At 37.0% G+C, this 12,499-nt stretch carries 14 protein-coding genes; 5 read left to right on the top strand and 9 right to left on the bottom strand.

The genetic code is table 11. The features are described 5' to 3' along the window. Positions 1-128 precede the first annotated feature (128 nt). Entirely contained in the window at positions 129-1,655 is a 1,527-nt protein-coding gene (locus QNI22_RS21395; protein ID WP_313982872.1) for a hypothetical protein, read from the top strand. 66 nt (positions 1,656-1,721) lie between these two features. Here the strand turns inward: QNI22_RS21395 and QNI22_RS21390 are convergent, their stop codons facing one another. Then, on the bottom strand, positions 1,722-2,243 hold the full coding sequence (locus tag QNI22_RS21390; protein WP_313982873.1) for a DUF7935 family protein: 522 nt from the start codon (positions 2,241-2,243) through the stop codon (positions 1,722-1,724). Between the two features lie 156 nt (positions 2,244-2,399). On the opposite strand from QNI22_RS21390, the gene QNI22_RS21385 reads away from it, so the two are divergent. After that, positions 2,400-2,726: a HesB/IscA family protein gene (locus QNI22_RS21385; protein ID WP_314513835.1), complete on the top strand. Its 327-nt coding sequence runs from the start codon at positions 2,400-2,402 to the stop codon at positions 2,724-2,726. A gap of 14 nt (positions 2,727-2,740) precedes the next feature. On the opposite strand, the gene QNI22_RS21380 is transcribed toward QNI22_RS21385, so the two are convergent. The 4 genes from QNI22_RS21380 to QNI22_RS21365 all read right to left on the bottom strand — a co-directional run bounded on the left by QNI22_RS21380 (position 2,741) and on the right by QNI22_RS21365 (position 6,229). After that, positions 2,741-3,316 carry a DUF1572 domain-containing protein gene (locus QNI22_RS21380; protein WP_314513833.1) on the bottom strand — a complete coding sequence of 192 codons (576 nt, stop codon included), beginning with the start codon at positions 3,314-3,316 and terminating at the stop codon, positions 2,741-2,743. 27 nt (positions 3,317-3,343) lie between these two features. Continuing rightward, positions 3,344-4,585 (bottom strand): PP2C family protein-serine/threonine phosphatase, encoded by a 1,242-nt coding sequence (locus tag QNI22_RS21375; RefSeq protein WP_314513831.1) that lies wholly within the window; start codon positions 4,583-4,585, stop codon positions 3,344-3,346. Positions 4,586-4,724: 139 nt separating this feature from the next. Continuing rightward, positions 4,725-4,985 carry a transporter gene (locus tag QNI22_RS21370; protein WP_314513829.1) on the bottom strand — a complete coding sequence of 87 codons (261 nt, stop codon included), beginning with the start codon at positions 4,983-4,985 and terminating at the stop codon, positions 4,725-4,727. 95 nt (positions 4,986-5,080) lie between these two features. Beyond that, entirely contained in the window at positions 5,081-6,229 is a 1,149-nt protein-coding gene (locus QNI22_RS21365; protein ID WP_314513828.1) for a glycosyltransferase, read from the bottom strand. A 124-nt stretch (positions 6,230-6,353) separates the two neighbouring features. Here QNI22_RS21365 and ruvC point away from each other — a divergent pair, with 124 nt between their 5' ends. After that, positions 6,354-6,914, top strand: coding sequence for a crossover junction endodeoxyribonuclease RuvC (gene ruvC / locus QNI22_RS21360; protein WP_314513827.1), 561 nt, complete (start codon positions 6,354-6,356; stop codon positions 6,912-6,914). Positions 6,915-6,982: 68 nt separating this feature from the next. On the opposite strand, the gene QNI22_RS21355 is transcribed toward ruvC, so the two are convergent. From QNI22_RS21355 to ribD, 4 genes are all read right to left on the bottom strand, one after another. Further along, the gene (locus tag QNI22_RS21355) at positions 6,983-7,813 is read right to left on the bottom strand and encodes a CvfB family protein (RefSeq protein ID WP_314513825.1); all 831 of its coding nucleotides are present in this window, start codon (positions 7,811-7,813) and stop codon (positions 6,983-6,985) included. Positions 7,814-7,878: 65 nt separating this feature from the next. Further along, entirely contained in the window at positions 7,879-8,877 is a 999-nt protein-coding gene (locus tag QNI22_RS21350; protein WP_314513823.1) for a lytic transglycosylase domain-containing protein, read from the bottom strand. A 2-nt stretch (positions 8,878-8,879) separates the two neighbouring features. Further along, a complete protein-coding gene (locus QNI22_RS21345) occupies positions 8,880-9,608 on the bottom strand; it encodes an LOG family protein (RefSeq protein ID WP_314513821.1) in 729 nt (242 codons plus the stop codon). Between the two features lie 239 nt (positions 9,609-9,847). Then, positions 9,848-10,930 carry a bifunctional diaminohydroxyphosphoribosylaminopyrimidine deaminase/5-amino-6-(5-phosphoribosylamino)uracil reductase RibD gene (gene ribD, locus QNI22_RS21340; protein WP_314513819.1) on the bottom strand — a complete coding sequence of 361 codons (1,083 nt, stop codon included), beginning with the start codon at positions 10,928-10,930 and terminating at the stop codon, positions 9,848-9,850. A 97-nt stretch (positions 10,931-11,027) separates the two neighbouring features. Here ribD and prmC point away from each other — a divergent pair, with 97 nt between their 5' ends. Next, positions 11,028-11,894: a peptide chain release factor N(5)-glutamine methyltransferase gene (prmC, locus tag QNI22_RS21335; RefSeq protein ID WP_314513817.1), complete on the top strand. Its 867-nt coding sequence runs from the start codon at positions 11,028-11,030 to the stop codon at positions 11,892-11,894. 146 nt (positions 11,895-12,040) lie between these two features. After that, positions 12,041-12,367, top strand: a complete 327-nt coding sequence (locus tag QNI22_RS21330) for a rhodanese-like domain-containing protein (protein ID WP_314513815.1) — start codon at positions 12,041-12,043, stop codon at positions 12,365-12,367. The last annotated feature ends 132 nt before the right edge of the window (positions 12,368-12,499 follow it).

Below are 12,499 nucleotides of genomic sequence, written 5' to 3'. Positions count from 1 at the left end.
ATCTGCTAAATGCATGACTTTACCGAATATTTCCTTAGTATTGTAGAAAAAAAACACCAGGTACAATTGTAATTGTTAGTTTTGTAAAAAAATCTTCCAGAGCAATCTTTTCAACCCCCCTTGTTACTATGGATTCGTTGCGTGAACTCATCTCTTTAATTACCCAGAAACGGATTAAAAAAGTTGAACTTTTCGACGAGAGTAATCGAAATAAGACAAGTAATTATTTTCGCTTATTTGAAGGTATTCACTCTCGTAAATATGACAACGATTTAGATGCCGCAAAAGACATTTATGATTGTTTGCCATCTGAGAAAAAGTATCTTATTTTAAAAACACGCCTTCGGCAAAAACTTCTTAACACACTCTTCTTCCTGGATTATGATGGAGAAAAATCCAGTGAGTTTCAACGCATATCATATGATTGTAACAAACAATTGTATGCTATTAAAGTGCTTTTAATGGCAAACGCCAAGCGTCTGGCAGTACCTATGGCTGAAAAGACGTTGCGGTTGGCTGCTGATTATGAACTGACAGATATAGTACTGGAATGTGCTCGTATTTTGCGTGAACATTATAGTGGCAACAATTATCAGGAATTTCTTGAGTACAAAGATATTGCAGAGCGTACTGAGCAGCAGCAGCGAATTGAGAACATGGCTGAGCAATATTATCAGGAAATTATTGCCTTATATGCAAAATCGAAGGGGAATCGACTTAGAGTAAGGAAGATGGCAGATAAATACTATCATGCTCTGGAAGAGAATCTGCGTCCTTACGATAGTATTCGATTACGATTATATTATTATAAAATCAAAATGCTGTTCTATCAGCTTTCTGATGATTATAAAGCTGCAATAGATGTTGTCAATGCATTCGAAGAGTTCATTAGCCAAACTCCTGCCTTCCATCCTACCAGTCGTCTGGAAGAGCTGGCAATTCAAAAGATGAATTATTATCTTCATTTGAAGGATTTCAGTGCAGGAGAAGCACATGCTCAAAAGTTTGCTTACTTATTTGCCGATAAAAACCCTAATCAGTATACATTTAAGGAGTATCAACTGTTATTGGCAATGCATACTGAACATTATCTTCGGGCTGCAGAAATTTTCCATGAGGTAATTAGTCAATCTACTTTTAGAACGTTATCAGAAGCAAAGAAAGAACGTTGGAGTACTTTCCAGGCATATCTGCATTACATCTACAAGTATCAGAAGATCAAAGAAATCAGACCTTTGATTCAAAATTCAAAAACTGGTTTCCAATTGAGTGACTTCCTTGAAAAAAAGCCAGAGTTTGCCAAAGAACGTCGAGGTCTGAATGGGGCTATACTGACAATACAGGTTTTATTCTTCCTGGAAAAGATGAATATAGATAGCCTGATTGATCGCATTAATGAGATTGAACGATATACTCGTCGCTATCCGAAGAAAGATATGAACTTCAGAAGTGAGTGTTTTATCAATCTTCTTACTCAGATGCGTGATGATGGCTTCCGTTTTTATCAGACTCGTAAGGCTACAGAAAAACTATATGATGAGATGAAGTCTGTGATGATGGAATATTATGGTGGCAACCGTGCACTTGAAGTATTACCTTATGAAGTGATGTGGGATATGGTATTGGAAAAACTAAAAGGGTATAAGTATGGTTAGTAGCCATATATCTTCATAAAAAAATCCTGTCAGGCAAACTGACAGGATTTTTTATTTTAAAAAGTCTTAGAATACTACCCGTATTTCATCTTTGATGAACTTTAAAGCACGGGAGGTAGGATCTACATTTTGCTCAATCAATTGTTCGAAAATCCTTTTTGCTAATTCTATTCCACGCGCATCTGGCGGAATGTTTGACGCAGAGTCATTAATAAGGACAATAATCTCTTCCATGGCACTTTTGATTTGCGTCCAGGCTTCGTCACTCATATACACCTGTTGAGATAGGTTGTGGTTAAATTCCTCACGTACCTCACTTAGTAACAGACTATGAAGTTCGGTTGCATTATATTCTGCATTATTGACACGCCGTATCAGATTATTAGGTGCAATACGTTCCAGAAACAGACACATGCGTTCATATGCTTGTAAGCGAATCGGCAGCACAAGATCTATATTTTTGCTTTTTACTTCGATTAGCTTTTGTTCAAATTGTTTGGTAAGAAAAGATTGCATGGTAAGGAACATTGCATATAGCACCAAACCTGCCGGAAGTAAAATCTTTAGTAATTCTAAAACGTAACTCATAAAAATACCTTGGGGTTTTGTATCTGAAAAGATAGTATTTTTGTTGTGAAACCTATTGTATGTATTTAGAGTTTCAAATCTAAGGAAATTGCCTGTTTAATATCAAGCTTATTTTTCAGGTTTTAAATAAGATACGTGTAAGAAAATCAGTGGTTTATGTCATTTTTTAATGAAGAGTGCCCAATTACAATTACCTCTAATGCCATAGAGCATATCCGAACTATATTGCAGCAAAAAAGTATCAATACCAATTTGTATGGCCTTCGGGTGGGAGTAAAGGGAGGTGGATGTGGAGGAGCTTCGCCACTACTGGGGTTTGATACGGTCAAGGAAAATGACCATTGTTATATGCTGAAAGATTTTTCTGTTATTGTCGAAAAAAAACATCTGATGTATGTGTTGGGACTTGAGATAGACTATGAAGATAATGGTGAAATCAAAGGTTTTGTGTTTAATAATCCAAATGAAAAGGCAGTGGTATAAGCTTTGAGTTTAATTCATTTCTCTGTAGTTGGAGGTAGCCAGTCATCCGTGAAATGTCTTCTGCCTTGAGGTTGAGTAAATTTCTCAGCATTGTATGTGTGTGATTTCCCTTTGGGAATAGATAGGCTTTGCCAGTGATCGCCACTAAAAAGTTTGGCTAAATAGACAATCTGTCCTACGTGATAGGGATAATGCGCCAGTTGTCTGTTAATCGCCTCCTGAACAGTATGTCCTTCATTGCGGATATAAATAATGCGAGTAAGATCTGCCTCCTGTAATTGAGTAAGTGCGTTGAAAAGACATTCCCAGCCTTCATTCCACTTTTGAAGCAGCTCATCTTTGTTCTGGATATGGTTTTCAAATTCTGCATCCCGGTTCCTCCATTCTTTTTCACCATCTGTTGTGAGAAAATCTGTCCATCTGGATAACATATTACCCCACAAATGATTGACAATGATAGCAATAGAGTTACTGGTAGGGTTAATTTGTTCAAAAAGATTTTGCTCAGTTATTTGAGACATGGCTTTATCTCCAAGATCTTTATAGTAGCGAAACTGCTTTCTGATACTTTCCAGATACTCTGATTGCATATGCTTACAGGTAATGAAGTAAAAGGATTATTTATCGGGATTGCCAACCTTTAATGTAAGTAGGGTTACATCATCACGAAAAGGTGTATTGCCACAGAAGTCATGAATAGACTCAATCAGCTTTTGATGTAAATAAGATGGCTTTTCCTGTGAAAACTCTTTGATTACTTCCTCCATTCGTTCATCTCCATATTCCTCTTCTGTACTATTGCATGCTTCTACAACGCCATCTGTATAACCGAATAACAAGAAATGCGAGACGTTTTCTACTACTTCATAATTTATAAAAGGAAGTGAATCAAAAATGCCAATTACAGTAGTTCCTGTTTTTAGCCACCGATTATCTCCAGACTCGTTAATTAATAAAGGAGGATGATGACCAGCGTTAATGTATGTAAGGGTATGAGCTCGATGGTCATATAAAGCAAAAAATCCCGTAATAAACCGCTCTCCACCCAATATTTCATATAAAGTGTGGTTAAGTTCACTTACAATACGTAGCAGATCTGTAGTCTGGCGGATTAGAATACGAAGGGAAGCTTGAAAATTAGACATCAACAATGCTGCAGGAATGCCTTTACCTGACACATCTGCAATACATACAAAGTATTTCTCATCAGGAAGGGCTATAAAATCATAATAGTCACCACTTACACTTTGATGAGGAAAATAATCTGCTTTAACAGTGATATAGGGATTGTCTGGAAGCTTTTTAGGAAATAGCCGTTCCTGTACTCTTTTGGCAATCTGTAATTCTCTGTTCAAGGCTTCCTGCTCCATTTGTTTAGCAGCAAGCTTTTTGTTTTCAATGGCAACGACAATAAGGTTTGTTAATGTTTGAATGAACTTGGTATCTGTAGCAATACCTTCCCGATAGGCTATCTGATTTTGACTTAGAAAGACATACGCCAGTAGTGCATCACGATGATAAACAGGTATAATTTCATCAAACTCCTGAAAAATTGCGGGAACTTGTTCATTTTCAGTAGAGGTAACTTCTTTTAGATCCAAAGCAATCAGATCTTCATGTACATGATCAAAGGAAGATGTGGTACCAAATACTGCCTTTTTTTCCCATCTGTTCTGATAAATACAGAGCAATAGTTTGTTGATATGAAGATTACCTCGTAAAATAAAATGGTATATCTTATACAAAGCTTCTTCTGGCAGGTTATTATTGATAGCCTGCGTTACTTCAAGTAAAGAATTTAACTCCATTTGTTTAACATGGAGTTGATATTCAGGAGATTCTGCCAAAGAGGTTATCATTAAGCTGGTGGTTACCTACGTATTTATACTTCCATTAAATCGAGTATAGCTTCTACATAACTCTGTCAGGGTTGTTTGTTTGCGCTGAATACCAGGTAATTTATGATATAATCTGTGAATTATAAGAAACTGGCTAAAATTACTCACCTGTACTATGAAATGCCAGCAAGCCTTCTTTTGTTGCCAGATAATAAAATGTATGATAGCTTTTTTCATAGTCACTGTCTGAAACAAGGATCTCCTCATCAACGTTCTGAAGGATTTTGATCCAACCTTTCTGTGCTAGTTCATACAAAGTTTGTTTAAGCACCTCTTCCGTAAGTTCAAGGTTTTCTGAAAGATAGGAGAAGGATTGCACAAAGTGTAGTTCATCCAATACATCCAGTTCCTGATCTGTCATGACGATAAGATATAATATAAATAGAATTAGATTTTTACAAATGTACAGATATTATTGGTTGAGCGTACTTCTATTAGGGTTTTATTCTGCCAGACTTACTGATCCAGCTTTCTTCCTTTCCATGAATATCCCTTTTTTTGAGCTGTCAGACCAAAAAAAACAATATATATGGGATATAGCCATTGTATTGGAAATATCCAGGTAATAAGATGTCGTTTTTTGAGGAATGATAAGATATGGCCCATAAATAACCATTCGCTGACCCAGCGAAGTGAGATACCTGCAATCAGGAAAAGAATTGGAAGTATATTGAGGAAAAGTGCAGGTATGCTGGTAAGTAAACTCAGGCTGCTTACAAAAATAAAGATAGCTATACCACTCACACGCCAGTCTGAATAGAGATGCCACTTACTGGCCCAACGTTTGCGTTGATGGTAAAATGCTATAAGATCTGGTTGTGGCTGGGTAAGAACAATTGTTTGCGGATGTTTTAAGAAGTGCACCTGGGTTGGATATACCTGATGGATTTTGTGCATGAGAAACAGATCATCTCCTGTTGCAGTTGATGCTGTGTCCTTATATCCATTTACATCGATAAATGCTCTTCTGGTAAAAACCAGATTTGCTGCATTGCACATAGTCGGTATACCCATTTGTAATGTTGCAGCGCCGGAACCGATCAAACTAGCAAACTCGACTGCCTGTATCTTGGCAAAAATAGTTGGTTCGGTAAATGTAACAGCCCCACAAATCATTTGTGCATTAGTTTGTACCTGAAATCTGGCAATGGTTGTAAGCCAGTTAGGTGGAACTAGACAGTCTCCATCAGTCATCGCAATCAGTTCTCCATCTGATTTTGAAATAGCCCATTCAATACCTTTTTTCTTAAAATTTCCGTTTATAGAGTCAAGGGCAGAATAGTTTTTTAATTCCAATATATGAAGTGGAAAAGGAGACGTTGACTGAAAGTCCTTAAGTAATGAGACTGTTGCGTCTGTAGAATAATCATCTACTATGTAAACACTAAACAGATGTTTAGGATAGGTTTGATGACTTAGCGAATTTAGTAGATTTAGAATATTGGATGCTTCGTTTCGTACAACAACGATAACAGAAATCCGCGTATGGACTATAGCCTCGGTAACTGGGTTATATAGGGGTAGTTTCTGCCATGCTATCCAGAGGATAAGTGTGAATAAGGCATACAGAATCTGAATGATGAGAAAAATATAGGCAAAAATCAAGAGAACTGAAATCTGGTTAGGATGCAAATGTATAGGTCTTTATGGGATTCCCATAATAGTAATTTCTAGGATTTAATTTTCAACAGACATCCTATATTCGTCTAATTCATATTAACTTGCATTCATGAAAACATTGGAAACAGAACGTATTATTCTGGGGGTTGATCCTGGTACCCGTTTTATGGGATTTGGTGTCTTACAGGTACAGGGAAAAAATAAATTGCAATTGCTTCAGTTTGGTGTGATTAATCTAAGTAAATATGCTAATCAGGAAATCAAATTAAAGAAAATATTTGAAAAAATTACAGGATTATTAGAGGAATACTTGCCTGATGAGATGGCTATTGAAGCCCCATTTCATGGAAAAAATGTACAGTCAATGTTAAAATTGGGTAGAGCACAGGGTGTGGCTATGGCTGCAGCTTTAATGAGGGAGGTTCCAATTATCGAGTATGCACCTAAAAAAATAAAACAATCAGTAACAGGAAATGGAAACGCTTCAAAGGAGCAAGTGGCTGCTATGTTGAAATCACAATTCAAATTTGAAGAAACGCCTGAATTGCTGGATGCTACAGATGCACTGGCTGTTGCTGTGTGTCACTACTATCAGGGTGGTGCCACTCAAGTGAGCCAGACCAAGAGTTGGGCTGCTTTTATCAGTAAAAATCCAGATCGGGTGAAATAGACAGATGAAATATATAACTATAAGAAATAATTGTAAGAAAAGCCAGAGTAAGTCTGGCTTTTCTTGTATTAGGTTAGTCGGATACCTGTTTCTTCAATAACTATTAAGCGTCTTTTGTACAAATCTCCGACTGCTTTTTTATAGGTCTTTTTGCTTATACCGAATAGTTCATAGATTGTTTCAGCTGGACTTTTATCTGTCACTGCCATAAATCCTCCCTCTTCCTGAAGTCGGATAAAAATGCTCTCTGCAATATCTTCTATTTTATCAAAACCCGGCTTATGTAAAATTAAATCAATTTTAAAATCATCCCGTATCTGTTTCACATAGCCAATAATTCGGTCTCCGGTTGTCAGAGGCTGAAATATTTCGTTATCATACAGCATACCGCTGTATTGATTGTTAATAATAGCTTTAAATCCTAGCTCTGTTTTTTGATAAATCAGTAAATCCACCAATTGACCCGCTTCCAGTTCAGGTTCTGATTTGTCTAGAAATTGTTCTATTTTAGCCGAAGCCACAATGCGTCGGGTGTCTTCGTCCAGATAAACATATACTATATAGAATTTCCCCTCCTGCATGCTCATCTTTTGCTCCCGAAAAGGGACAAGAAGATCTTTGAGTAATCCCCAGTCAAGGAAAGCGCCTGTTGCATTAACAGATACAGCCTTTAGGTAAGCAAAGTCTCCTACCTGAGCCAGCGGAGTTTCTGTTGTGGCAATGATCCTATCTTCCGAATCAAGATAGATAAATGCATCAATCCGGTCACCTGGTTTGCAATCTTCAGGTACATACCTTTTAGGCATTAGAATTTCCCCATCTTTTCCGCCATCCAGATAAACTCCAAAGTCTAATTCCTTAATAACCTTTAACAGATTATAACGTCCAATTTTTGCCATAAATAAAATCTATGTGATAAACCTGAGCCCATCAGGTTATAAATTATCTGCAAGATACAGATTAATTAATACTCATTGGCATTGGACTCCTTTGGTTTGGAAGAAGCCGTGCCTGTTGTCTCTGGTACAATAGGTTTGGACGCGCGTAAGGGTGGTTTGGGAGTATTTTTGCGTGGGATTAATAAAATATAACTTTTTTTCTTAATAGTCAGGGTATTCTTTTTGATCCAGGGATTATAACTTCGAAGTGTCTGATAGGTAATACCATATTGTTGAGCAAAGGCTGTCAGATTCGGGATAGATTTATTAACCTTGATCATTCGTATCCTGGAATTAAGTGTAGAGTGACGACTTACTTTGTACCCATATTCCTTAGGATGTTCAACAAGTTGTTTTACTGCCAGTATCCGGAAGATATAATCGGTTGTTTGCTGATTGAGTTTTAGTTGATAGAACGAACTTTTCCTCTGGCGTAACATAGCCTGAGTCATTCCATTAATGCCTGCATTGTATGATGCAGCTGCATTTGTCCAACTGCTAAACAAAAGATGGGCACTTTGCAGATATCGGCATGCTGCCTGAGTAGCCAGAAGCGGATGGTAACGTTCGTCTACCTCATCATTGATTACTAACCCATAGTTACGGGCTGTTTGTGGGATAATCTGCCAGAATCCACCTGCATTTTTGGGAGAGTCTACATTTTGTAAACCGCTTTCTACAACCGCCAGATATTTCAGATCTTCTGGTACTTTGTATTGTTTAAGAATAGCCGTGATATGTGGAAGCCAGAAATGTGCTCTATCCAGCATAACAGCTCTGGCTGGATGCCAATACGTTTGTGATTTTAATTCTTTGGCAAATCGACGGGAAACTTTTTTGTCTTCCAGAGGAACAGTTTCACCTGCGAAATAAATTTGATCTGGGGGATTTTCTGATGAATAGAATTGAGGACCAGTATTGAATGTAAAGTTAAAATTAAATTCCTCTGATAGTTTGACATAAATGCCATAACCTACCAGAAGGAATGCCAGAATCAGAACAGCGATAAGTTGGGTCTTTCTCAAAGTTAAAAGTTAGGTTGCAACAAATACCTTGAGTAAAAATCATCTATGACTTTTACTGCTTCTGCAGGTGTATCAACCAGATTGATAAGACGCATATCATCAGGACTAATATTCCGTTCCTGACCTAATACAACTTCTTCAATCCAGTTTAGTAATCCCTGCCAATATGATTTACCGACAAGTACAATCGGGAAACGTCCAATCTTTTCAGTCTGTATTAAAGTAATAGCTTCAAATAACTCGTCCAGTGTACCCATACCTCCCGGCATTACCACAAATCCCTGTGAGTATTTAATAAACATTACTTTACGTACAAAGAAGTAATCAAAACTGATTAGCTTATCCGGATCAATATATATATTACTGCTTTGCTCAAAAGGTAACACAATATTAATACCAACTGATTTTCCACCTTGCTCAAAAGCCCCTTTGTTACCTGCTTCCATGATACCAGGACCACCTCCTGTAATAACCCCGTACCCATGTCTTACCAGCTTCGCTGCAATTTCTTCTGCTATTTTATAATACGGGTTGTCTGGTTTTGTACGGGCCGAACCAAAAATAGACACACATGGACCTATCTTGGCAAGCTTTTCAAAACCTCCTACAAATTCTGACATTATCTTAAAAACGGCCCATGAGTCATTACTCTTTATTTCATTCCAGTCTCTGGCTTGAAAAGCATCCCGTATTTTCCGTTCTTCTATACTTATTTTGTTGTTTTCAATCATGATTTTGTCCTTCCTGATTTATAGTTGTAAAATAGAATCTTTTACCTTACAAAAACCTTGTTATTTAGGGCTTTTCTCTTTTAAGTAAGATTTAAAGATAAAAAAACTGTGAAATCAGGGTTTCACAGCTGGCTTTAACTGATTTTCTAATACAAATGTTACAGATTTTTACTAGATAAGCAAACAAGTATTGAGCCTTAGCATGTTAGGTGAAAGCAGTTAAAGAAATAGTTTTTTGTTTATCTGGTGTAAATGCTTTGTTTATAAGAATCTGTAACTGGAATGAAGACTAATAGTTGATCTTTTTTTATAGAAATTTTATCTATGAGAGTCCCTCCAAATGCAGGTGCGGCAATACCAGTACCAAATGTTTGATCAGAAGTAAATACACGAACTTCATCCCACAGGTCTGATAAAATGAGTTCCTGTAGAAATTTACTTCCTCCTTCTACAATAACGGATTGTATTTTCCGCTGATGCAGATCTACCATCATCTCTGCTAAAAATGTGGACTCACTTGCACACTTTATGTATTGTATGTATTCCCTGGATTCATCTTTCTTCAAGTTATAGCATAAAGTTGTTTGTGTCTGATCAAATAAGTGTAAAGAAGGAGATAACCGAAGATGCCGGTCAATAACAATGCGTACGGGATCTTCACCTGTCCAATCTCTGACATTAAGACGAGGATTGTCATATTGGGCTGTAGTTGTGCCAACCATAATAGCTGGCTCTTCACCTCTCCATTTATGTACTAATCTTCTTGACCAGTCATTGCTGATCCAGCGGGAATTGAAATCTAAACGAGCAATGAAGTGATCTGCTGTTTGAGCCCACTTTAGTATAATATAGGGTCGGCTTTTTTCAATGAATGTGAAAAAACGACGATTGAGCCATCTGGCTTCCTTTTCCAAAATACCTGTAGTAATTTCAATACCTGCATTCTTAAGTTTTTCAATTCCTTTTCCACCAACTAGTGGATTTGTATCTACATTGGCAATCACTACACGGCGTACTTTTTTTTCGATTAATAAATCCGAGCAGGGAGGCGTTTTGCCAAAGTGAGTACATGGTTCCAAGGTTACATATACAGTACTTTCAGGAAGTAACTCCAGATCATGTTCTTGTATAGAGTGGATAGCATTTACTTCTGCATGCCAGGAACCATACTTCTGATGCCACCCCTCTCCAATAATCCGATTGTTATGTACAATCACACAGCCAACCATAGGATTGGGACTTACAGAGCCCTGGCCAAGGCTGGCTAGTTCTAGTGCCCGTCGCATAAAATGAATGTCTGTTGGTATCTGATTGTGAATCATGTGATTGTTGAATTATAGATCGAAAGGTTTTATACATTTAAGAGTATTTATCGGCAGAAAGATACTATTTTTGTTTCTTGACTGTAATTATTATACCATGTTAACCACTTCTGCGCGTCAATTATTTGATCATATTACACATGTAATCAGTTCAATTTATGAACCGGAAGAGGCTCGTTCAATAACTTTTTGGTTGTTGCAGAATAAACTTGGATTAACAAAAACGTCAATTGTGACAGACAAAGTCATAACCAGTGTTGCAGCAAAAGACTTTAACGATTGGATTGCCCGTTTGTTACGACATGAACCTATTCAGTATATTTTAGGAGAAACAGAATTTAGGGGAAGAACGTTTCGGGTAAATTCTCATGTATTGATTCCCCGCCCTGAAACAGAAGAGCTGGTAGAATGGGTACTGGAAGAGTATAAATCAGCACCCGTTAAAAATTGCCGTATACTTGACATTGGTACAGGAAGTGGGTGTATTGCGGTTTCGCTGGCTGCAGAAATACCTGGGTCTGAAGTATGGGCCATTGATATTTCGAGTGGTGCTATTTCTATCGCAGAGCAAAACGCTCGGTTACAACATGTTACAGTTCATTTTCGGCAAATGGATATTCTTTCAGGTAATCTTCCTGAAGAGTTTCCTGTATACTTTGATTATATAATCAGCAACCCTCCTTATGTAACAATAGCAGAAAAGGAACAAATGCTGACAAATGTGATTGCTTATGAACCTCACCAGGCTTTATTTGTGCCAGATGATGATCCTCTTTTATTTTACAAAGTTATCGCATCCTTTAGTCAATCTTCATTACCAGAGTGGGGAAAGCTTTTTGTTGAACTAAATGAGCATTTTTCACAAGAGACATCGACTCTCATGCAATCATTTGGATTACATACTACTATTCGGCACGACCTTTTTGGAAAACCTAGAATGATGTGTGGAAGCCTTTCTGCCTAATTGATTGAACATAAGAACTTTGATCACTGGTACTTTGTTATAAAATTATTTAAACAATATATTGAAAAATTCATAAAATAAATTTATTTTTATGATATAATAAATATTTTTTTGTATAAATGTAATTTTATAAATATTGTGGGTTTATGGAAGGCAACGAAATCACAGTCCAGGAATTAAAGAAGATTATGAATCAGGGGATGCAATTTCAATTGTTGGATGTGCGTGAACAGGAAGAATATAAAAATGGATATATAAAAGCGGCAATACATATACCGCTTGAGGAACTGCCATCTTACTATGAGCAATTATCCAGAAACTTGCCTGTCATAATCTATTGCCATCATGGAATTGAGAGTACTTTAGCATTTGAATACCTCAATAAAACTCATGGATTTACTAACCTTTCCATATTAAGGGGAGGACTTCACGCCTGGGCGATTGAAATAGATCAGGCTATGATGTGGTATTGAGGGTAACCAAAGGAAAAAACTGTTTTATGTAATATTTGGCCTTTAAATAAAAGGCTTTTTTTACGCTATAATCTATTAATCAGCAAAATAGCCCTATAAAAGTACTTCCTTTCTTCGAGTAAACTTTTCATT

The sequence above is a fragment of the Xanthocytophaga agilis genome, assembly GCF_030068605.1.
Classification (GTDB): Bacteria; Bacteroidota; Bacteroidia; order Cytophagales; family 172606-1; genus Xanthocytophaga; species Xanthocytophaga agilis.
The sequence above is the reverse complement of the archived record's forward strand: the minus strand, read 5'-3'. Positions and strand labels throughout refer to the sequence as shown.